Source organism: Saccharopolyspora sp. NPDC002376 (genome assembly GCF_053593195.1).
The window spans coordinates 76,975-97,262 of record NZ_JBSFBZ010000010.1 but is presented as its reverse complement, the minus strand read 5'-3'; the positions used below and the strand labels follow the sequence as shown (position 1 = coordinate 97,262).

Below are 20,288 nucleotides of genomic sequence, written 5' to 3'. Positions count from 1 at the left end.
CCCGCTTTGGCTGGATTTTTGGGGCTGCAGTCCGGATGTCAGACCCGGCCGGGCGGCCGCCCCTGCGGGGTTTCAGGCTTGACATCCGGCCCGCATCCCCAGGATGACTTCGGGTCGCGGGGATGGCTCGTTGTGGGATCGCTGCGCTTCGCTCGCGGGCCCCGCCCGCGAGGGGTCGTGGGGCACCTGCCGACCGTTTGACCATGCCTCATAACGGTTTTCGCGTTCACACCTGGAGTTTTCACCTGATCAAGCGACCGAAAAAAACATGTACGAACTCCTGTTCGATTCGGGAGAATCGAAGCATGACACCGCTGCCCTCAAGCGAGGCCTCGACCGGGCCGACGAAGACGGCATGCCCGGCGTCCTGGATGCCACCTCCCGGCCGATCACTGCCGAGAACATCCGTCGAATCGCCTGCGACTGCGAGGTGCTGCCGATGGTGCTCGACGGCGACGGGCTCTCGCTCGACGTGGGCCGGGCCAAGCGCACCGCGCCCACCCACATCCGCGCCGCGCTGCTCCAGCGCGACGGCGCCTGCGCCTTCCCCGGCTGCGATCGACCGCCCGGGGCGCCCGACGCGCACCACATCGTGCCCTGGATCGACGGCGGTCCGACCGACCTGTCGAACCTGGTCATGCTGTGCGGGCATCACCACCGCACGGTGCACGGCCAGCGGTGGGAGATCGCCGTGCACGACGGGCAACCCACCTTCACCCCACCATCCACAGTGGACTTTTCGCGAACACCGCGACCAGGTGGCCGGGCAACACCGGCCCAGCACCGCGCGCTCATCGAACGGCACCTGCCAAGACCGCGCGGCCCCGCGCACGCGCTTGCCAGCTGAGCAGGCGTGTCGTCCCAGCGCGCCTGCGTTTCCGGCACCATGACGACATGGAGCAGACGAGCAGTCGCGAGGTGTACGCGAATCCGTGGATGTCGGTGCGCGAGGACGGGGTGCGCCGGGGCGACGGTTCCGAAGGGATCTACGGGGTCGTCGACAAACCCGACTACGCGCTGGTGATCCCGCTCGACGGGGATCGGCTCCACCTCGTCGAGCAGTACCGCTACCCGCTAGGCCTGCGCCGCTGGGAATTCCCGCAGGGCACCGCACCCGACCGGCTCGACGTCGACACCGCCGAACTCGCCGCCCGGGAACTCCGGGAGGAAACCGGGCTGCGAGCAGCGAACATGGTCGACCTCGGCACCCTGGACGTCGCACCGGGCATGTCCAGCCAGCGCGGACGCGTGTACCTCGCGACCGATCTGACCACCGGTCAGCACGAACGGGAGCACGAGGAGCAGGACATGCGCACCGCGTGGTTCAGCCGCACCGAATTCGAGAAGATGATCGCCGCGAACGAGATCACCGACGCGCAGTCGATCGCCGCCTACACCCTGCTCCTGCTGCACGAACGCCGGAACCCCGCGTGACCGCACGAGATCAGTCGGTCACGCGCTCGATGTCCGCGCCCAGGCTGCGCAGGTTCTCCACGAAGTTCGGGTAACCGCGGTCGATGTGGAAGACGTCCCACACCTCGGTCACGCCGTCAGCGCACAGACCCGCCAGCACCAGGCCCACACCGGCGCGGATGTCCGTCGCCCACACCGGGGCGCTGGAAAGCCGGTCCAGCCCGCGCACGACCGCGTGGTGGCCGTCGGTGCGCCCGTCGGCGCCCATCCGCACCAGCTCCTCGATGAACCGGAACCGGGACTCGAACAGGTTCTCGGTGATCATCGAAGTGCCATCGGCCACCGCGGACAACGCCAGCGCCATCGGCTGCAGGTCCGTCGGGAAGCCCGGGTAGGGCAGGGTGACGAAGTCCACCGCGTGCGGGCGGTCGTGCATCACCACGCGGAAGCTCTCCTCGCCGGTGGTCACCTCCGCACCAGCGCTGCGCAGCTTCTCCAGCACCAGGTTCACGTACCCCGGGTCGACCCCGCGCACCGTGATGTCACCGCGAGTTGCCGCAGCGGCGAAAGCCCAGGTCGCACCAACGATCCGGTCGCCGATCACGCGGTGCTCGACCGCCTTGAGCGAGGTCACACCGTGCACCGTCAGCGTGGACGTGCCAGCGCCCTCGATCTTGGCGCCCATCTGCTGGAGCATCACGCACAGGTCGATGATCTCCGGCTCGCGGGCCGCGTTGTCGATCACCGTGGTGCCCTCGGCCAGCACCGCGGCCATCAGGATGTTCTCCGTCGCGCCCACGCTCGGGAAGTCCAGCCAGATCTGGGCGCCTCGCAGGTTCTCCGCCTCGGCGACCACCGCGCCGTGCTCGATGTGGCTGGTCGCTCCCAGCTGCCGCAAACCGTTCTGGTGCATGTCCAGCGGCCGGGAACCGATCGCGTCGCCACCCGGCAGCGTCACGACCGCGCGACGGCAGCGGGCCACCAGCGGCCCCAGCACGCACACCGAGGCGCGCAGCTTGCCCATCGACGGCGAGACCGCCTCGTGGCTAATCTCCGCCGGCGTCGTGATGTGCACCGTGCCGCCGTCGATCGACACCTCGCAGCCGAGGCTGCGCAGCACGTCGGCCATCAGCGGAACGTCGAGGATTTCCGGGCAGTTGACGATCGTCGTCGTGCCCTCCGCCAACAGCGCGGCCGCCATCAGCTTCAACACGCTGTTCTTCGCACCGACCACGTCGACCTCGCCGACGAGACGCGCTCCGCCGTGTACCCGGAAGTGCTCACTCACGAGCATCGAGGTTACGGCCCACCCACCACCGCCATCGGGGCGGGTACGCCGCGAGCCCGACAATCCGGGAACCTCCCCGGCCAACCCGCCTAGGATGTCGGCATGGCTGTCCACCTCACGAAGATCTACACGCGGGCCGGGGATTCCGGCACGACCCGGCTGTCGGACAACTCCAAGGTGCACAAGACCGATCCGCGGCTGGTCGCCTACGCCGACGTGGACGAGACCAACTCGGTGCTCGGTGTGGCACTGGCCACCGCTGACCTCGGCGAAGACGTCGTCGCGGTGCTGCGCGCGGTGCAGAATGACCTGTTCGACGTGGGCGCGGACCTGTCCACCCCGATCGCGGAGAACCCGAAGTACCCGCCGCTGCGGATCACCCAGAACTACGTCGACCGGCTCGAGGGCTGGTGCGACGAGTTCAACGAGCGGCTCGGCAAGCTGGACTCGTTCATCCTGCCCGGCGGCACTCCCGGCGGCGCACTGCTGCACCAGGCGCGCTGCGTGGCCCGTCGGGCCGAGCGCTCGGCGTGGGCGCTGCAGGAAGCCGACGAGGAGCGCACCTCGCCCCTGCCGGCGAAATACTTGAACCGGCTGTCGGACCTGCTGTTCATCCTGGCGCGCGTGGCCAACCCGGACGGCGACGTGCTCTGGAAGCCGGGCGGGAACGCCTAGCTACAGCTCCTTGGCGTAGCAGCGGGTCAGCGAATCCTCCCGGTACGCGCCGAACGGCTGGATCTCGTGGTATCCCGCGGAGTCGTAGAGGGTGCGCGCCTCGCAGAGCTCAGCTGCGGTGTCCAACCGGACCCGGTCGCAACCGAGCCGCCGGGCCTGCTGCTCCAGCTCGGCGACGTACCGCGGCGCTGCACGACGCGACCAGCGACGCCCAGCGCTTCCACGACGAGCACCGCAACCGGCACTGCCTCGGGTTGAAAAAGCAGGGCATGAAAAAGCGGGGCCCGGAAAGCGGACCCCGCTGAAAAGCTCTTCGATCGGCGCTCAGGACGCCCACGGGACCGAACGGCCGGGCGGCGCTGACTCGAGCCAGGACAGGAAGCCGGTCAGCGCATCGCGCCCCATCGCCAGCTCCAGATCCGGACCGGTCAGGTCCAGCACGGTCGAACCGGTGGGCATCGCGTACGCCTCCGCCATCGTCGGCTCGCGGCGCTGGGCGATCTCCACGTTGCGGCGGTTGATCACCCAGTTCGGCCCCGACCGCAGGCTCAGCACGCGGTACCAGGCGAACTCCTCGCCCCGGTAGTGCGCCACACCCAGGTGCCAGCCCCGACCAGCGCCGTCCTTGCTGACGCGCAGCGCCACGTCGATGCCCCCGGCGCGCAGTTCCCGCAGTCGCCGCCAGGCGAGCCCGGCAACGACCAGGACTGCCACCAGCAGCAGCCCTAACGCCACCACGAACCACACGACCGGGGAGCCCATGCCAGGCCCGGATCAGGCCGCGTGGCCGGCTGCTCGCAATCGGCTCGCCGCCCGTGCTCGGGCCTGTTCGTCCTCGCTCTTGACGTCCTGGCGGGCCTGCGCGACGTCGATCTCGTCGGCCAGCTCCGCGGACTCGGCCAGCACGCTCACACCGTTCGCGGTGACCGACAGGAACCCGCCGTGGACCGCAGCGGTCACGGTCTCCTTGTCGGCGGTGGTGATGCGCACCACACCGCCCTCGATCAGCTCACCGAGCAGCGGCTCGTGCCCCGGCAGGACACCGATCTCTCCCTCGGTGGTCTGCGCGACAACAGCGGTCGCTTCCCCGGACCACAGGCGGCGCTCGACGGCGACCAGTTGGACGGACATGTTGGCCACGCGCGTCTCCTTTGTCGGGTGTTTGCCCAGCAGTCTATCCGGTGCCACCAGGGCGATCGTGACTGGCCGGGCGGGAAGGCCTTGCTTGACGAACGGGGTCGAGGCCCGTCGGACCTCGACCCCGTTGCCGGTTCGTGCCGACCCCTACCGGGGTCGTTCGCTCACTTCTCGGTGAGCTTCTTGTAAGCCGCCTCGAGGTCGTCCAGACCACCGATGGACAGGAACGCCTGCTCCGGGTAGTGGTCGAAGTCGCCCTTGCACAGCTTGTCGAACGCCTCGATGGTCTCCTTCAGCGGAACGAAGGAGCCCTCCTGGCCGGTGAACTGCTTGGCCACGAAGAAGTTCTGCGACAGGTAGCGCTCGATGCGACGCGCCCGCTGCACCGTCACCTTGTCCTCTTCGGACAGCTCGTCCATACCGAGGATGGCGATGATGTCCTGCAGCTCCTTGTACTTCTGCAGGATCCGCTTGACCTCCTGCGCCACCCGGTAGTGCTCCTCGCCGACGATCGCCGGGTCGAGGATGGTGGAGGTGGAGGCCAGCGGGTCCACCGCCGGGTAGATGCCCTTCTGCGAGATCGCACGGGAGAGCTCCGTGGTCGCGTCCAGGTGGGCGAAGGTGGTGGCCGGCGCCGGGTCGGTGTAGTCGTCCGCCGGCACGTAAATCGCCTGCATCGAGGTGATCGAGCGGCCTCGGGTCGAGGTGATGCGCTCCTGCAGCTCACCCATCTCGTCGGCCAGCGTCGGCTGGTAACCCACCGCGGAAGGCATGCGGCCCAGCAGGGTCGACACCTCCTGGCCCGCCTGGGTGAACCGGAAGATGTTGTCGATGAACAGCAGCACGTCCTGGTTCTGCACGTCGCGGAAGTACTCCGCCATCGTCAGAGCGGACAGCGCCACCCGCATACGGGTGCCCGGCGGCTCGTCCATCTGACCGAACACCAGCGCGGTGTCGGCCAGCACGCCCGACTCGTCCATCTCGACCCAGAGGTCGTTGCCCTCACGGGTTCGCTCACCGACACCGGCGAACACCGAGGTACCACCGAAGTTCTTGGCGACTCGGCGGATCATCTCCTGGATGAGCACCGTCTTGCCCACACCGGCGCCACCGAACAGACCGATCTTGCCACCCTGCACGTACGGGGTGAGCAGGTCGATCACCTTGATGCCGGTCTCCAGCATCTCGGTCTTGCCCTCGAGCTGGTCGAAGCTCGGCGCCTTGCGGTGGATCGTCCACTTCTCGGCGTCGGCCGCGTAGCCCGGCTCGTCCAGGCAGTGGCCCAGCGCGTTGAACACGTGGCCCTTGACCACGTCACCGACCGGCACCGAGATGCCCACGCCGGAGTCGGTCACGGCAACGCCGCGGACCAGGCCCTGGGTCGGCTGCATCGAGATCGTCCGCACGACGCTGTCGCCCAGGTGCTGGGCGACCTCGAGCGTCAGCGTCTTGGCCATGCCCTCGGCGGTGATGTCCACCGTGAGGGCGTTGAGCAGGTCCGGCACCTGGTCGCGCGGGAACTCGACGTCCACGACCGGGCCGAGAACCCGGACGACGCGGCCGGTGCCAGTGCTGGTGGCAGTAGCAGCAGTCATGTCACTCACTTCCTGCGGACGAGAGCGCCTCGACACCGCCGACGATCTCGCTGATTTCCTGGGTGATCTGGGCCTGGCGGGCCGCATTGGCCTCACGGCTGAGGTTGCGGATCAACTCGTCCGCGTTGTCCGTCGCCGACTTCATCGCCGTCCGCCGGGCCGCGTGCTCCGCAGCCGCCGAGTCCAGCAGACCCGCGTACAGCCGGGTCTTGATGTACTTCGGCAGCAGCGCGGCGAACAACGTCTCGGCGTCCGGCTCGAACTCGTAAGCGGACTTGAGCGTCTTCTTCACCGGCTCGTCGGAGTACTCGACCTCTATCGAGAGCGGAGCGATCCGCCGGACCTCAGGCCGCTGGGTGAGCATCGAGACGAACTCGGTGTGCACCAGGTGCAGCTCATCCACGCCCAGCTTACCGTCCGGACCACTGTCGTCGACGTAGTCGTCAGCACCCGCCAGGAAGGCCTTGACCAGCGTCTCGCCGATCTCGGCCGCATCGGAGTAATCGGGGCGGTCGCTGAACCCGGTCCAGCTCGCCTCGATCTCGCGCTGCCGGAACCGGTAGTACGACTCGCCCTTGCGGCCGATGACGTACAGCACCGGGTCCTTGCCCTGCTCGCGCAGCAGGGACTGCAGCTCTTCGGCCGCCTTGATCACGTTGGCGTTGTAACCACCGCAGAAACCCCGGTCGCTGGTCACGACCAGCACGCCGGCGCGCTTCGGGTTCGAGCGCTCGGTCAGCAGCGGGTGGTCCAACGTGCTCACGTCGGCCAGCGCGGACAGGACGTTGGTGATCTCCGCAGCGTAAGGCCGCGAAGCCTCCACCCTGGCCTGCGCCTTCATGATGCGCGAGGTAGCGATCAGCTCCTGCGCCTTGGTGATCTTCCGGGTCGACTTGACCGACCGGATGCGGTTCCGGAGTTCCCGAAGTTGAGCCATTACGTCACTTCTTCGGTGCGGGTCGGTTGACCTTCACGGTCTCCTGGCCCACCTCGTCCGCGGCCAGCGCCTCGGCGTCCGGCTCGCTCGGCGCCACGGAGACACCCTCGGAGGAGGTGAACTGCTTCTTGAAGTCCTCGACCGCGTCCACGATCGACTTCTCGCCGTCCGCGGAGAGCTTGCCGGTCTCGACGATGTCCTTGAGCGTCGTCTCGTGGCTCCGCCGCATGTGCGCCAGGAACTCGGTCTCGAAGCGGCGCACGTCGGCGACCGGCACCGTGTCCAGGTGACCCTTGGTGGAGATGAAGAGGGAGACGACCTCGTCCTCGACCGGCAGCGGCTCGCCCTGGCCCTGCTTCAGGACCTCCATCAGGCGGGCACCGCGGTCCAGCTGGGCCTTCGACGCGGCGTCCAGGTCGGAGGCGAAGGCCGAGAAGGCCTCCAGCTCGCGGTACTGGGCCAGGTCCAGACGCAGCGAACCGGTGACGCCCTTCATCGCCTTGATCTGCGCCGAGCCACCAACACGCGACACCGAGATACCGACGTCGATGGCCGGGCGCTGACCCGCGTTGAACAGGTCGGACTGCAGGAAGCACTGACCGTCGGTGATCGAGATGACGTTGGTCGGGATGTAGGCCGACACGTCGTTCGCCTTGGTCTCGATGATCGGCAGACCCGTCATCGAACCGGCGCCCATCTCGTCCGACAGCTTCGCGCAGCGCTCCAGCAGACGCGAGTGCAGGTAGAAGACGTCACCCGGGTAGGCCTCGCGGCCCGGCGGACGACGCAGCAGCAGCGAGATCGCGCGGTACGCCTCGGCCTGCTTGGTCAGGTCGTCGAAGATGATCAGGACGTGCTTGCCCTGGTACATCCAGTGCTGACCGATGGCCGAACCGGCGTACGGCGCCAGCCACTTCAGACCCGGCGAGTCGGAGGCGGGCGCGGCGACGATGGTGGTGTAGTCCATCGCACCGGCGTCCTCGAGGGACCGCTTCACGCCGGCGATCGTGGAGCCCTTCTGGCCGATCGCGACGTAGATGCAGCGGACCTGCTTGTCCGGGTCGCCGGTGGCCCAGGCCTTCTTCTGGTTGATGATCGTGTCGACCGCGACCGTGGTCTTGCCGGTCTTGCGGTCACCGATGATCAACTGGCGCTGGCCGCGACCGATGGGGGTCATCGAGTCGATGGCCTTGATGCCGGTCTGCATCGGCTCGTGCACGCCCTTGCGCTCCACGACCGTCGCGGCCTGCAGCTCCAGCGGGCGCTGCTCCTCGGCCGTGATCTCGCCGAGCCCGTCGATCGGGTCACCCAGCGGGTTGACCACGCGGCCCAGGAAGCCGTCGCCGACCGGGATCGAGAGGACCTTGCCGGTCCGCTTGACCTCCTGGCCCTCCTCGATCTTCTCGGACTCACCCAGGATGACCGCACCGATTTCCTGGGCTTCCAGGTTCATCGCGACACCGTAGATGCCGCCGGGGAACTCCAGCAGTTCCTCGGTCATCACCGAAGGCAGGCCCTCGACATGGGCGATGCCGTCACCAGTATCGGTGACGACCCCGACCTCCTCGCGGCTGACCTCCGGGGAGTAGCTGGAGACGTACTTCTCGATCGCACTGCGGATCTCGTCCGACGAGATCGTCAGCTCCGCCATGTCTCGTTCCTGCCCTCGGTTCGTTCTTGGAAGGGAGTGGGTGTTCGACGCCTGGTCGCCACGAGCCTCAGCTAGTTGGCGAGGTCGCGTCGAAGGGACTGCAGGCGTCCCGTGATGCTGCCGTCGATGACCTCGTCGCCGACCTGGATCAGCAGCCCGCCCTCTACCCCGGGATCAACCTCGAGGTGCAGGGCGATCGGGCGTGCGTAGATCCGCTGCAGGGTGCGCGCCAGCCGCTGCTGCTGCTCCTCGCTGAGCGGGATCGCAGAGCGGACGTGGGCCACCGAGCGTTCGCGACGCTTCGCCGACAACTCGGCCAGCTCTTCCAGACCCTCGCTGACCCGTCGGCCGCGCGGCCGGGCCACCAGCTGGCGGACCAGGTTCAAGGTGACCGGTTCGACCTTGCCCGCGACGAGCTGGTCGACGACCGCGTCCTTGCCCGCCGGGTCCCCGGTCGGAGCCGACAGCAACCGCTCCAGGTCGACCTGCGAGCCGACGATGCGGCCCAGTCGGAACAGCTCGTCCTCGACGGCGTCGAGGCGACCGGCGCGCTCGGCCTGCACCAGCAGTGCGGTGCGGGCCAACCGCTCCAGACCGTCGACCAGGTCGTTCGCCCCGGACCAGCGGGCCCGGACGGCTTCGACGACAACCGGCAGCGACCGCGCGCCGAGCTTGTCCGCCAGCAGCCCGCGGGCCAGGTCTTCCCTGGACCGCGGGTCGATGGAGGCGTCGGCGAGCGCCCGCCGCAGCGTGGACTCCCCGCCCAGCAGAGCGGCCACGCCGAACAGCTCGTCGGCGAGCCCGGTGATCTCCGCGGCCGAGGCCCCGTCAGTGGCCTGCAGCAGCTGCAGCTCGGTGGCTGCCAGTGCCTCGCGGCTCGCGGCGTTCACGAGGGTGCTCAACTCTCAGCGCCTTTCACTCGGTTAGGCCTTGGAAGATTCAGCCGGGGCCGAAGCGGCTTCCAGCTCGTCCAGGAACCGGTCGACGGTGCCCCGCCGACGGGCCTCGTCCTCCAGGGACTCGCCGACGACCCGGCCGGCCAGCTCGACCGCCTGGCGGCCGAGGTCCGACCGCAGCTCGGCGACGATCTGCGCCCGCTGGTGCGCCAGCGCGGTCTGACCCTGGTTGACGATCCGCTCGGACTCGGTCTGAGCCTGGGCGCGCATCTCTTCCAGGATCTGCTGGCCTTCGGCACGGGCGTCGTCGCGGATCCGGGCCGCTTCTGCGCGAGCCTCAGCCAGCTGAGCCTTGTACTGCTCCAGCGTCCGCTGGGCCTCGGCCTGCGCGGCCTCGGCCTTGGCGATACCGCCCTCGATCCGTTCGCTGCGCTCCGCGTAGATCTTCTCGAAGCGCGGAACCGCGAACTTCCAGAGCACGAACAGCAGCAGCAAGAACGCGATCAGACCGACCACGATCTCCGCCGGCTCGGGGATGATCGGGTTGTGCTCGCCTTCCGCGGCCAGCAGCATCTGCGTCTTCACCACAACGTCTCCCAACGCGTTGAGCCGTTAACTCAGGCAGCGGAAGCGATGAAGTAAACGACCAGACCGATCAGCGCCAGCACCTCGACCAGAACGAAGGAGATCCAGGCGATGCCCTGCAGCTGGCCCTGGGCCTCCGGCTGGCGGGCGGTGCCGTTGATGACCGCGGCCCAGATCAGGCCGACGCCGACACCCGGGCCGATGGCGCCAAGGCCGTAGCCGATCGCGGCCAGACCGGGGTTGATGGAGCCCGCGGCCTCAGCTGCCTGCGCGAGAACGATGTTGCTCACTGTCACTACCTTTCACTCGGTCCGCTTCTCGGCGCGGATCGACAGGTCCTGTTATCGGAACGAAGTCTTTTGGTCTGTGGCCGTCGGACAGTCGTCAGTGGCCTTCGGAAAGCGCTGCACCGATGAAGCTCGCGGTCAGCAGCGCGAAGATGTACGCCTGCAGCACCTGGATCAGTGCCTCGACGAAGGTCATCGCGATCGCGAAGCCGAAACCGACGATCGAGAGCGGCTTGAAAATGGCGCTGGCCTCGGTCAGCAGGAACTCACCACCAAGGATGAACACCAGCAGGATCAGGTGGCCGGCGAACATCGCGGCGAACACTCGGATCGCCAGAGCAGCGGGCTGCGCGATGAACTTCTGGAAGAGCTCGATCGGCGACAGCAGCAGGTAGATCGGCTTCGGCACCCCGGGCGGGAACATGATGTGCTTGAAGTAGCCCAGGAAACCGTGTCGGGCGAAACCGACTCCGTGCATCACCAGGTACACCATGAGCGCCAGCGCGATCGGGAAACCGATCCGGGACATCGTGGGGAACTGGATCATCGGGATGATGCCGAAGATGTTGTTCACCAGGACGAAGGTGAACAGCCCGAAGATCAGCGGCACGAACGGGCGGAAGTCCTTGGCCCCGATGTGCTCCCGCGCGATCTTGTTGCGGCTGAACTCGTAGATGAACTCCGCGACGAACTGCCCCTTGCCCGGAACCAGCTTCAGCTTCCGGGTGGCGATCACGAAGTAGGCGCCCACGATGATCGCCGAGAGCACGACGAGGAGCATCGGCTTGGTGACTCCGCCGAAGATCGGCGGAAGGACAAAGCTATCGGCACCTGGCGGTGTGAAAGTTCCGCCCTCAGCCAGCATCAGCGCGCCCAACTGGGCTCCTTCCGGTTCTCCCAGCGGAACTTCACTCCACCGGGGGAATCGTCACGTTTTGCACTTAACGTACCTGATACGCGATCGGGCACGAGGAGGGGCCCTCCTCGCCGCCTACGGCCGCATGAACTCCGAAGAGTCGAGGCCCGGCGCTGCGCGGGGAAGGAATCTGGTGCGAGACGATACCAGCGGGTAGGTAGGCATCCGACATGTGGTCCGAAATGCCCAAGCCCCGCGTAACCGTCAGGCCCCTGGCACGATCGTGGGAATCTTGGTGCGCTTGAACGCGACCACCTCGGCACCCGCCCACACCATCACGGTGGCCAGCATGGTGAACGCCAGCGACTCCCGGTGGAACGCTTCGACACCGCCTAGCAGCGTCATCACCACCAGCAGCACGAGCATCTTCCCGACGTAGCCGCCGAGCGCGGCGACCATCACGAAGTGCGGGTTCATGCCGCCGGTGAAGCGCATCAGCCAGATCGTCAGCAGCGACGAGCCGAACGCCACAACACCGCCGACCAGCGCGCCGAGCAGTCCGGGGGTACCGACCAGAACGGTCGCCACGATCGCCGCGACCACCACCGTCGCGACACCCGGCCACACCGCGGTCCGCAGCATCGCCGATGCGAGCCTGCGCACCGTTTCGGCGTGCGGGTTCACGGTCGACTCATCGGTGGTTTCGTTCATCAGGGCTCTCGTTCAGCTCGGGCTCGCATACGCGGAATCACCGAAATGATAGCCGCCAGCAGCACCCCGAGGCCTACGACCCACGCCACAACCACGGTGTTGAACAGCGTCAACGACACCGCGCCGAACGAGATGACCGCCGCCCACAGGTAGATGAGCAGCACCGCGCGGCGCTGCGAATGCCCGATTTCCAGCAACCGGTGGTGCAGGTGCATCTTGTCGGCGTGGAACGGGCTCTTGCCCGCCTTCGTGCGCCGCACCACCGCCATGATCAGGTCCAGCAGCGGCACGAACAGCACCGCCGCGACCACCAGCAGCGGGGACAGCAGCGCGATGGTGTCGCTCGGGTCGACGTCGGTGGTGAGCATCCGCCCGGACGCCGAGGTGCTGGCGGTGGCCAGCATCAACCCGATCAGCATGGAGCCGGAGTCACCCATGAACAGCTTCGCGGGCTGGAAGTTGTACGGCAGGAAACCCAGGCAAGCACCGGCGATGGCGGCCGCGATCAGTGCCGGCGGGTAGGCGTTGACGTCGCCGTTCTGCCGGTCCAGCACGCCCAGGCAGAACACGAACGTCGCCGTCGCCGAGATCAGCCCGATCCCGGAGGCCAGCCCGTCGAGCCCGTCGACGAAGTTCATCGCGTTGATCATCGCGACGGTGAGCAGCACGGTCAGCAACTGGCCCTGGTTGCTGCTGAGCACCATCAGCTGGCCGACCGAGTCCTCGGAACCGCCCCACGGCACCCACAGCACGAACCACTGCACACCGGCTATGACCAGGATCCCGGCGGCGGTGATCTGCCCGGCCAGCTTCGTCAGCGAATCCAGCTCGAAGCGGTCGTCCAGCGCGCCGACCAGCACGATCAGCCCGCCGGCCGCGAGCGCGGCCCAGGCGTCGTTGGAGTAGGCGAAGCCGCGGGAGAGCGCGGGCAGGTTCGAGGCGAGGAACGTCGCCGCCAGCACCCCGCCGTACATCGCGACGCCGCCCATCCGCGGCATCGGTTCGACGTGCACGTCGCGCTGCCGCGGGTAGGCCACTGCGCCGACCCGGAGCGCCAGCAGGCGCACCAATCCGGTCAGCAGGAACGTGGTCGCCGCCGCGGTGAGCAGGACCAGCAGGTACTCACGGGCGGGAAGCCCGGTTGGAGCCCAGGATTCGCTGTCCATGCCGGTGGCTCACTCACCCAGTCGCGGGTGGTCGACGTCCAGCCAGAACGGAATCTTCAAGCCCAGCGCTCCTCATCGCATTCCACGTGGCGGATCCGAGGTATTACGCTATCGGCCCTCGCCGAGACCCCGACCACCGGTCCTCGCCGAGCGTCAGCTCTCCGCGGTCAGATCCGTCCCGAGCACGTCGGACAGGTCCGCCAGGCTCACCGCGCCCTCGCGCAGCACGCGCGGCGTGCCCTGGGTGAGGTCGACGATGGTGGAGGGCACCGGATCCCCCGACGGCCCGCCGTCGAGGTAAACCTGGACGGAGTCGCCGAGCTGCTCGCGCGCCTCGGCGGCGTTGGAGGCCGGCGGCCGGCCGGTGTGGTTCGCGCTGGACACCGCCATCGGGCCGACCTCGCGCAGCAGGTCCAGGGCCACAGGGTGCAGCGGCATCCGCAGGTTCACCGTGCCGCGGGTCTCGCCGAGGTCCCAGCTCAGCGACGGCGCCTGCGGCAGCACCAGCGACAGTCCGCCCGGCCAGAACGCCTCGATCAGCGCCCGCGCCTGCTGCGGAACCGACATCACCAGGCCATCCACAGTGGACCAGGAGCCGACCAGCACCGGGACGGGCATGTCCGGGCCGCGGCCCTTCGCGGCCAGCAGCGCGCGGACCGCGTTGGCGTCGAACGCGTCCGCGCCGATGCCGTAAACCGTGTCGGTGGGCAGCACGACGAGCCCACCGGCGCGAACGATGTTGGCCGCAGCGGCCAGACCCTGCTCGCGGCTGTCCGGAGTAGTGCAGTCATAGACAGTGCTCACGCCCCCGATCCTGGCACGCCCGCTAGCGGCCCGTTCGAGTGGTGCAGGAGATCGGGGTCAGAGACGATTCGCAGCGAGTAACGCCGCGACCCCGGACCGAGATCCGTTCAGTGTGCTCGCGAACACAGCAACGCCAAGGGTGTTCGCGCGTCTGTCTGGGCGGGCACCGAGAAGAACGAGCGCGAGGAGAGCAGAAGATGACCGCCCCACCCCAGGGTGTTGAGGTCGACCACATCGAGTTCCCGGCCGGCCGGATCCGGTTCTTCCGGGCCGGGACCAGCGGACCGGCGATCGTCCTGCTGCACGGCGGCGGGCCGGACAACGCGCTGATCAGCTGGCGCCACGCCATCGGGGTGCTCGCGGCCGACCACCGGGTCTTCGTGCCCGACCTGCCTGGTCAGGGCGGCAGCATGCCGTGGCGCGGCAGCGCCAACCAGCGCACCTTCGAAGAGGTGCTGCGCTGGCTGCTGGACGCCTGGCAGGTGCCGCAGGCGACGCTGGTGGGCCTGTCGATGGGCGGCAGCATCGCGGCCGGGTTCGCACTGCGCCACCCGCAGCGGGTGCGCGGATTGGTGCTTGTGGACAGCACCGGGATGCAGCACCGCATGCACCGGCACCTGCTCGCCCACCTCGCGCTGCGGTCCAAGTTCGCTGGGCCGTTCGCGGCGAAGTTGTTGCGGCTCAACCGATCCCTGGTCCGCTACGCGCTGACCAAGCTGTTCTTCACCGGTGGGCAACCGGTGTCCGACCTGGAGTCCATTGTCGACGAAGTGAGCGCCGAAGCCGCCGCACGCGGTTCGGTGTTCGCCGACTGGCACCACGACGCGGTCGGCCGGAAGTCGATGAGCATCAACCACCTGCCCAACCTCGGGCAGCTGCAGTGCCCGGTGATGGTGATCCACGGCGAGCGCGACGCCATCGTGCCGGTCCAGACCGCCCGCGACGCAGCGAGCGCGATCCCCGGCGCGATGCTGCGGGTGCTTCCCGAGACGGGCCACTGGCCGAACCGCGAACGGCCGACGGAGTTCAACGCCCTGCTCCGCGAGTTCGTCAACACCCACCGCTAGCGTCGATTACTCAGGCAAAGTGCGGCGGGCTGTGGCGAAGCGAGGACGACCGGCCAGGTCGGCGTGCTCCTGGACGTCGGTGAGGACGCGGCGGGCGCGCAGCAAGGCGGGCACGGAGCCGCCGTGGGTGTCGTCGTGCTCGATCGCCACCCCGCCGCCCGGGCGGAGCAGGCGGGCCGCGCAGCTGACCACGTGGCGCACCACGTCCAGCCCGTCGCGCCCGCCGAACACCGCGTCGTACGGGTCGTGGTCGCGGACCTCCGGTGGCACCGGGGTGCCCTCCGGGACGTACGGCGGGTTGCACAGGACCAGGTCGACCAGGCCCTCCAGCTCCATGAACAGCATCGGGTCGGTGACGTCCCCGGAGTAGAGCTGGATCGGGGTGTCACCGGCCTCCGCCTGCTGGTCGGCGTTGCGGCGGGCCCAGGACAGCGCGGCCAGATCCTTCTCCACCGCGTGCACGGCGGCGTCCGGGCGCGCGTTGGCAATTGCCAGCGCCAGCGCGCCGGAACCCGTGCACAGGTCCACCACGACCGGCTTGTCGATGCCTTCGAGGATGCTTTCGCCCCACTCCAGCAGCAGCTCGGTCTCCGGGCGGGGCACGAACACACCCGGCCCCACGGACAACGTCACGGTGCCGAGCGAGGCGTTGCCGGTCAGGTGTTGCAGCGGAACGCGGGTCGCCCGACGGCGCACGAGGTCGTGCAGCGCCTGGACTACCGGCGGATCCACCAGCGGCACCATCATCAGCTTGGTCCGCTCGACGCCGAGCAGGTGCGCGGCAAGCAGCTCGGCATCGGTGCGCGGACTCGCCACGCCCGAAGCGGCGAGCATTCGCTCCGCCTCGAGGATGGCCAGGCGCAAGGGCTGTCGGGTCACGTCGTCAGCTTAAAGCGCCAGGCGTTCCTGCCGGTCGGCGGCGAGCAGCGCACCGATCACGGCGTCCAGGTCACCGTCGAGCACGTGGTCCAGGTTGTAGGCCTTGTAGTTGACCCGGTGGTCGGAGATCCGGTTCTCCGGGAAGTTGTAGGTGCGGACCCGCTCCGAGCGGTCCACCGTGCGCACCTGGCTGCGCCGCGCCTCGGACGCCTCCCGCTCGGCCTCCTCCTCCGCGAGGGCCTGCAGGCGGGCCTTGAGCACCAGGATGGCGCGCTGCTTGTTCTGCAGCTGCGACTTCTCGTTCTGGCAGGACACCACGATGCCGGTCGGGAGGTGGGTGACGCGCACCGCCGAGTCGGTGGTGTTCACGCTCTGCCCGCCCGGCCCGGAGGACCGGTAGACGTCGATGCGCAGGTCCTTCTCGTCGAGCTCGACCTCGACCTCCTCCGGCTCGGGGTAGACCAGCACCCCGGCCGCCGAGGTGTGCACCCGGCCCTGCGACTCGGTGACCGGCACCCGCTGCACGCGGTGCACGCCGCCCTCGAACTTCAGCTGCGACCACACCCCGTCGGGGCTGGTGTCGCCGGCCTTGGCCTTGATGGCGACCGTGGCGTCCTTGTAGCCGCCGAGGTCGGATTCGGTGGCGTCGAGCACCTCGGCCCGCCAGCCGCGGCGCTCGGCGAAGCGCAGGTACATGCGCAGCAGGTCACCTGCGAACAGCGCGGACTCCTCGCCGCCCTCACCGGACTTGACCTCCAGCAGCACGTCGGAACCGTCGTGCGGGTCGCGCGGCAGCAGCAGCTCGGTGAGCTTGGCCTCCAGTCCGGGCAGCGACTCGGCCAGCCGGTCGGCCTCCTCGGCGAACCCGGCGTCCTCCGCGGCGAACTCGCGGGCGGCCTCCAGGTCGGATCGAGCCTGGTCCAGCTCGCGGGAGGTGCGCACGATCGGGGTCAGCTCCGCGTACCGGCGGCCGAGCTTGCGGGCCCGCGCCTGGTCGGCGTGCACGCCGGGATCGGCAAGTCGCTGCTCCAGCTCCTGGTACTCGGTGAGCAGCGATTCGAGCTTCGACGTCTCCACTGGCGGACCCTCTTCACTTGCTGGCGGACAAGAACGGCACAGAACAAGAGACGGCGCACAACAAGGGACGGCGCCCGCCCCACGAGTTCGCGGGGCGGGCGCCGTCGTTACAGCTACTTCTGGCGCTTGCCGTAGCGAGCCTCGAAGCGCGCCACACGACCGCCGGTGTCCAGGATCTTCTGCTTGCCCGTGTAGAACGGGTGGCAGTTGGAGCAGACCTCAACGGTGATCTGGCCGCTCTTGCGGGTGCTGTGGGTGGTGAAGCTGTTGCCGCAGCCGCAGTTGACCTGCGTCTCCACGTACTCGGGGTGAATGCCACTCTTCAACGGCTCGTCCTCTCTCGTTGGCCGCCGGGTCCACGCAACCATTGCCGCGCGGTGAACCGGAGCCGGAATCAGCCTTGCATTCTGCCAGACCGCAGCACATGACCTGCACCGCAGGGGCGGTCCGCCACCTGCAACGCAGGCCTCCCGTCGGGTATTCCGAGCCCCGCTCTCGACGGGTCCGCAACCGCCCAACGCACCAAATGCACCGTCCGGCGCGCCGCCCACCGCGAAGGGTGCCGGCGGCGAGGCCAGGCGTTCATCCTTCTACGCGTGCTGCTGTGTTCGGTGTTGGGGAGACTCGCGGTCCGGTCGTGGGTGCTGCTCCCCCTGCTCTTCCTCGGCAGCGCCACCTGGGCGGCCGGACTGCTGCAGCTGGCCCTGCAGCCGCACTCGTCGCTGGCCCAGGACCTGGACCTGTCCGCGCCGCTGCTGTTCGGCTTCGCCGCCGCGCTGACCGCGATCAGCGCCGGCCACGTGCGCTGGAGCTCCCGGTGGCAGCGCAACGTCCTGCGGTTCGCCTACCCGCTGCTGCTGGTGGCGTGCGCGCTGGCCGTGGACGGGCTGGAGGTGCCGGTCATGGCCGCGCTCGTCGCGGGCCCGGTGTCCGTCGCGCTGCTGATCATCACGCTGGTCCGCGCCTACCAGGACCACGCCGAGTGCTTGCACGCTTGAAAACGACAGGGCCCGCACCGGGTGGGTGCGGGCCCTGTCGTTCGGGAGAGCGACGATCAGTCGTCGTCCTTGCCCGGGGTGGTCTTGGCGACCTGCATCAGGAACTCGATGTTGGTGCGCGACTTGCGCAGCCGGTCCTGCAGGAGTTCCAGCGCCTGCTGCGCGTCGAGCGCGGCGAGCACTCGGCGCAGCTTGTGGGTGACCGCCAGCTCGTCGGGCGAGAGCAGGATCTCGTCCTTGCGAGTGCTGGAGGAGTCCACGTCGACCGCCGGGAACAGGCGCTTGTCGGCCAGCTTGCGGTCCAGCTTGAGCTCGGCGTTGCCGGTGCCCTTGAACTCCTCGAAGATCACGGTGTCCATCGTGGAACCGGTCTCCACCAGCGCGGTGGCGAAGATGGTCAGCGAGCCGCCGTTCTCGATGTTTCGGGCTGCACCCAGGAAGCGCTTCGGCGGGTACAGCGCGGTCGAGTCGACACCACCGGACAGGATGCGCCCGGACGCCGGAGCGGCCAGGTTGTAGGCGCGACCCAGTCGGGTGATCGAGTCCAGCAGGACGACCACGTCGTGGCCCATCTCGACGAGCCGCTTGGCCCGCTCGATGGACAGCTCGGCGACCGTGGTGTGGTCCGACGGCGGACGGTCGAAGGTCGAGGCGATGACCTCGCCCTTCACCGAGCGCTGCATGTCGGTGACCTCTTCCGGACGCTCGTCGGCGAGGACGACCATCAGGTGGCACTCGGGGTTGTTGGTGGTGATCGCGTTGGCGATTGCCTGCAGCACCATCGTCTTACCGGCCTTCGGCGGGGAGACGATCAGCGCGCGCTGCCCCTTGCCCACCGGCATCACCAGGTCGATGATCCGGCCGGTCAGGTTCTGCGGCTCGGTCTCGAGGCGCAGCCGCTCGTTCGGGTAGAGCGGGGTCAGCTTGTGGAACTCGGCGCGGTTCTTCGACGCCTCCGGCTCCAGGCCGTTGATCGAGTCCACCCGCACCAGCGGGTTGAACTTCTGGCGCTGCTGCTCGCCGTCGCGCGGCTGCCGGATGACGCCCTTGATCGCGTCACCGCGGCGCAGGCCGTACTTGCGGACCAGCGACAGCGACACGTAGACGTCGTCCGGGCCGGCCAGGTAGCCGGAGGTACGCACGAACGCGTAGTTCTCCAGCACGTCCAGGATGCCCGCGACGGGCAGCAGGACGTCGTCCTCGCGGACCTCGGGCTCGCCGCCCTCGCCGCGGCCGCGGTTGCGGCGGCGGTCCCGGAACCGGCGGCCACGACCCCGACGACCACCCTCGTCATCGTCGTCGTCCTGCTGCCGGTTGTCGCGGTCCCGGTCCTGCCGGTTGCCGCGCTCCGGCCGGTTGCCGTCCCGGTCCTGGCGCTCTTGCCGGTCAGGGCGGTTGTCCTGCCGGTCGGGCCGGTTGTTGTCGCGCTCCTGGCGGGTCTCCTGCTTGCGCTCGCCGCGCTGCTCGTCGGCACCACCCGACTGGCTGGACGAACGGCGCCGGCGGTTGCCGCCGCGACGGTTGTCCTCGCCCTCGCCGCCGGTCTCGGCGGACTGCTGCCGCCGGGAGCGGGTGCGGGCCGGAGCGGCACCGCTGGTGCTCTGCTCGGCGGAAGCCTCGCGGGTCTCGCGAGCCGCGGGCGCGCTGTCAACCTCGTCGAGGGCCGGCTGGTGCGCCTTGGCCGCGGGGGCCTCTTCGGCGTCGCGGGCCGACGACTTCTTGGTGGAGCGCGTGCGCGGAGCGGTCGTGCCGCCCTGCTTCTCCTTGATGGCGGCGATCAGGTCGCCCTTGCGCAGACCGCCGGTCTCGATCCCCAGTTCCCCCGCGAGTTGGCGCAGTTCGGCGAGAACCATGCCGGAAAGCCCACCCCGTCGACGCGGGGTGCCGTTGGCCTCGGAATCCTGCTGGCCAGCGGGAGAGGCGCCGTTGGCCGCCTCGCTGCTCAACAGTTCGGTGTTGCTCACGAATGTCCTTCCTGACCGGACCGCGCCTCCTACGCGACCCAGCGGATTGCCCGCCCGCTCTGAAGTGCGGACGGCCGGTGTGTGCTACCAGCTCTGACGCCGATCGGCTTCCCTCCGCGCGTTGCGCGACCGAATTCGGCATTGGCTCGGGAACCAGCAGCACCGGGCAGTGGGAGGCACCCGGCTCGCGTGGTCCATGTGCGACGTATCCACTCCGATCCACACGTGCCGATGCACGCCCTGCCGCCACATTCAGGAATCCCCGACTCAGATTGACGCCCCGGATGCTTGTTCGAGGGCCT

Annotated in this window: 23 protein-coding genes; 5 read left to right on the top strand and 18 right to left on the bottom strand. The window is 68.8% G+C overall.

Going from position 1 to position 20,288, the window contains the following annotated elements:
• Positions 1–268 precede the first annotated feature (268 nt).
• Together ACWCO2_RS10115 and ACWCO2_RS10110 are read left to right on the top strand one after the other, a co-directional pair.
• Entirely contained in the window at positions 269–847 is a 579-nt protein-coding gene (locus tag ACWCO2_RS10115) for an HNH endonuclease signature motif containing protein (RefSeq protein WP_450127380.1), read from the top strand.
• A 47-nt stretch (positions 848–894) separates the two neighbouring features.
• On the top strand, positions 895–1,434 hold the full coding sequence (locus ACWCO2_RS10110; RefSeq protein ID WP_450127379.1) for an NUDIX domain-containing protein: 540 nt from the start codon (positions 895–897) through the stop codon (positions 1,432–1,434).
• 10 nt (positions 1,435–1,444) lie between these two features.
• On the opposite strand, the gene murA is transcribed toward ACWCO2_RS10110, so the two are convergent.
• Entirely contained in the window at positions 1,445–2,701 is a 1,257-nt protein-coding gene (gene murA / locus ACWCO2_RS10105) for a UDP-N-acetylglucosamine 1-carboxyvinyltransferase (RefSeq protein WP_450127378.1), read from the bottom strand.
• A 102-nt stretch (positions 2,702–2,803) separates the two neighbouring features.
• On the opposite strand from murA, the gene ACWCO2_RS10100 reads away from it, so the two are divergent.
• Entirely contained in the window at positions 2,804–3,376 is a 573-nt protein-coding gene (locus tag ACWCO2_RS10100; RefSeq protein ID WP_270950719.1) for a cob(I)yrinic acid a,c-diamide adenosyltransferase, read from the top strand.
• Here the strand turns inward: ACWCO2_RS10100 and ACWCO2_RS10095 are convergent, their stop codons facing one another.
• The 13 genes from ACWCO2_RS10095 to ACWCO2_RS10035 all read right to left on the bottom strand — a co-directional run bounded on the left by ACWCO2_RS10095 (position 3,377) and on the right by ACWCO2_RS10035 (position 14,001).
• Positions 3,377–3,502, bottom strand: coding sequence for a hypothetical protein (locus tag ACWCO2_RS10095; RefSeq protein ID WP_450127377.1), 126 nt, complete (start codon positions 3,500–3,502; stop codon positions 3,377–3,379).
• A gap of 198 nt (positions 3,503–3,700) precedes the next feature.
• Positions 3,701–4,138, bottom strand: coding sequence for a DUF2550 domain-containing protein (locus ACWCO2_RS10090; protein ID WP_450127376.1), 438 nt, complete (start codon positions 4,136–4,138; stop codon positions 3,701–3,703).
• A 12-nt stretch (positions 4,139–4,150) separates the two neighbouring features.
• The gene (locus ACWCO2_RS10085) at positions 4,151–4,516 is read right to left on the bottom strand and encodes a F0F1 ATP synthase subunit epsilon (protein WP_450127375.1); all 366 of its coding nucleotides are present in this window, start codon (positions 4,514–4,516) and stop codon (positions 4,151–4,153) included.
• Positions 4,517–4,677: 161 nt separating this feature from the next.
• Complete coding sequence (gene atpD, locus ACWCO2_RS10080; RefSeq protein WP_450127374.1) at positions 4,678–6,108, bottom strand: F0F1 ATP synthase subunit beta; 1,431 nt, start codon at positions 6,106–6,108, stop codon at positions 4,678–4,680.
• A gap of 1 nt (position 6,109) precedes the next feature.
• Positions 6,110–7,045, bottom strand: coding sequence for a F0F1 ATP synthase subunit gamma (locus ACWCO2_RS10075; protein WP_450127373.1), 936 nt, complete (start codon positions 7,043–7,045; stop codon positions 6,110–6,112).
• Between the two features lie 4 nt (positions 7,046–7,049).
• Complete coding sequence (atpA, locus tag ACWCO2_RS10070) at positions 7,050–8,696, bottom strand: F0F1 ATP synthase subunit alpha (protein ID WP_450127372.1); 1,647 nt, start codon at positions 8,694–8,696, stop codon at positions 7,050–7,052.
• Positions 8,697–8,767: 71 nt separating this feature from the next.
• The gene (locus tag ACWCO2_RS10065; protein ID WP_351045694.1) at positions 8,768–9,598 is read right to left on the bottom strand and encodes a F0F1 ATP synthase subunit delta; all 831 of its coding nucleotides are present in this window, start codon (positions 9,596–9,598) and stop codon (positions 8,768–8,770) included.
• Positions 9,599–9,619: 21 nt separating this feature from the next.
• Positions 9,620–10,177, bottom strand: coding sequence for a F0F1 ATP synthase subunit B (locus ACWCO2_RS10060; protein ID WP_450127371.1), 558 nt, complete (start codon positions 10,175–10,177; stop codon positions 9,620–9,622).
• A 32-nt stretch (positions 10,178–10,209) separates the two neighbouring features.
• The gene (locus tag ACWCO2_RS10055; protein ID WP_150067739.1) at positions 10,210–10,467 is read right to left on the bottom strand and encodes an ATP synthase subunit c family protein; all 258 of its coding nucleotides are present in this window, start codon (positions 10,465–10,467) and stop codon (positions 10,210–10,212) included.
• A 94-nt stretch (positions 10,468–10,561) separates the two neighbouring features.
• Positions 10,562–11,341 (bottom strand): F0F1 ATP synthase subunit A, encoded by a 780-nt coding sequence (atpB, locus tag ACWCO2_RS10050; protein ID WP_450127370.1) that lies wholly within the window; start codon positions 11,339–11,341, stop codon positions 10,562–10,564.
• Between the two features lie 243 nt (positions 11,342–11,584).
• On the bottom strand, positions 11,585–12,031 hold the full coding sequence (locus tag ACWCO2_RS10045) for a hypothetical protein (protein WP_450127369.1): 447 nt from the start codon (positions 12,029–12,031) through the stop codon (positions 11,585–11,587).
• Positions 12,031–13,197 (bottom strand): glycosyltransferase family 4 protein, encoded by a 1,167-nt coding sequence (locus ACWCO2_RS10040; RefSeq protein ID WP_450127368.1) that lies wholly within the window; start codon positions 13,195–13,197, stop codon positions 12,031–12,033. The genes ACWCO2_RS10045 and ACWCO2_RS10040 overlap by 1 nt, the downstream gene beginning before the upstream one ends.
• 153 nt (positions 13,198–13,350) lie before the next feature.
• On the bottom strand, positions 13,351–14,001 hold the full coding sequence (locus tag ACWCO2_RS10035) for an L-threonylcarbamoyladenylate synthase (RefSeq protein ID WP_450127367.1): 651 nt from the start codon (positions 13,999–14,001) through the stop codon (positions 13,351–13,353).
• 197 nt (positions 14,002–14,198) lie between these two features.
• On the opposite strand from ACWCO2_RS10035, the gene ACWCO2_RS10030 reads away from it, so the two are divergent.
• Positions 14,199–15,068, top strand: coding sequence for an alpha/beta fold hydrolase (locus tag ACWCO2_RS10030; RefSeq protein WP_450127366.1), 870 nt, complete (start codon positions 14,199–14,201; stop codon positions 15,066–15,068).
• 6 nt (positions 15,069–15,074) lie between these two features.
• Here the strand turns inward: ACWCO2_RS10030 and prmC are convergent, their stop codons facing one another.
• The 3 genes from prmC to rpmE all read right to left on the bottom strand — a co-directional run bounded on the left by prmC (position 15,075) and on the right by rpmE (position 17,350).
• On the bottom strand, positions 15,075–15,947 hold the full coding sequence (gene prmC, locus ACWCO2_RS10025; RefSeq protein ID WP_450127365.1) for a peptide chain release factor N(5)-glutamine methyltransferase: 873 nt from the start codon (positions 15,945–15,947) through the stop codon (positions 15,075–15,077).
• Between the two features lie 9 nt (positions 15,948–15,956).
• The gene (prfA, locus tag ACWCO2_RS10020; protein WP_450127364.1) at positions 15,957–17,024 is read right to left on the bottom strand and encodes a peptide chain release factor 1; all 1,068 of its coding nucleotides are present in this window, start codon (positions 17,022–17,024) and stop codon (positions 15,957–15,959) included.
• A 113-nt stretch (positions 17,025–17,137) separates the two neighbouring features.
• A complete protein-coding gene (rpmE, locus tag ACWCO2_RS10015) occupies positions 17,138–17,350 on the bottom strand; it encodes a 50S ribosomal protein L31 (protein WP_450127363.1) in 213 nt (70 codons plus the stop codon).
• Positions 17,351–17,620: 270 nt separating this feature from the next.
• Between rpmE and ACWCO2_RS10010 the strand changes: the two genes are divergently transcribed.
• A complete protein-coding gene (locus tag ACWCO2_RS10010) occupies positions 17,621–18,022 on the top strand; it encodes a hypothetical protein (protein WP_450127362.1) in 402 nt (133 codons plus the stop codon).
• A gap of 56 nt (positions 18,023–18,078) precedes the next feature.
• Here the strand turns inward: ACWCO2_RS10010 and rho are convergent, their stop codons facing one another.
• On the bottom strand, positions 18,079–19,986 hold the full coding sequence (rho, locus tag ACWCO2_RS10005) for a transcription termination factor Rho (RefSeq protein WP_450127361.1): 1,908 nt from the start codon (positions 19,984–19,986) through the stop codon (positions 18,079–18,081).
• Positions 19,987–20,288: the final 302 nt, after the last annotated feature.

Coding starts and splice junctions, on each gene's coding strand:
- ACWCO2_RS10115 (WP_450127380.1), top strand. CDS start 269: ATGTACGAACTCCTGTTCGATTCGGGAGAATCGAAGCATGACACCGCT.
- ACWCO2_RS10110 (WP_450127379.1), top strand. CDS start 895: ATGGAGCAGACGAGCAGTCGCGAGGTGTACGCGAATCCGTGGATGTCG.
- ACWCO2_RS10100 (WP_270950719.1), top strand. CDS start 2,804: ATGGCTGTCCACCTCACGAAGATCTACACGCGGGCCGGGGATTCCGGC.
- ACWCO2_RS10090 (WP_450127376.1), bottom strand. CDS start 4,138: ATGGGCTCCCCGGTCGTGTGGTTCGTGGTGGCGTTAGGGCTGCTGCTG.
- atpD (WP_450127374.1), bottom strand. CDS start 6,108: ATGACTGCTGCTACTGCCACCAGCACTGGCACCGGCCGCGTCGTCCGG.
- ACWCO2_RS10075 (WP_450127373.1), bottom strand. CDS start 7,045: ATGGCTCAACTTCGGGAACTCCGGAACCGCATCCGGTCGGTCAAGTCG.
- atpA (WP_450127372.1), bottom strand. CDS start 8,696: ATGGCGGAGCTGACGATCTCGTCGGACGAGATCCGCAGTGCGATCGAG.
- ACWCO2_RS10045 (WP_450127369.1), bottom strand. CDS start 12,031: ATGAACGAAACCACCGATGAGTCGACCGTGAACCCGCACGCCGAAACG.
- ACWCO2_RS10040 (WP_450127368.1), bottom strand. CDS start 13,197: ATGGACAGCGAATCCTGGGCTCCAACCGGGCTTCCCGCCCGTGAGTAC.
- ACWCO2_RS10030 (WP_450127366.1), top strand. CDS start 14,199: ATGACCGCCCCACCCCAGGGTGTTGAGGTCGACCACATCGAGTTCCCG.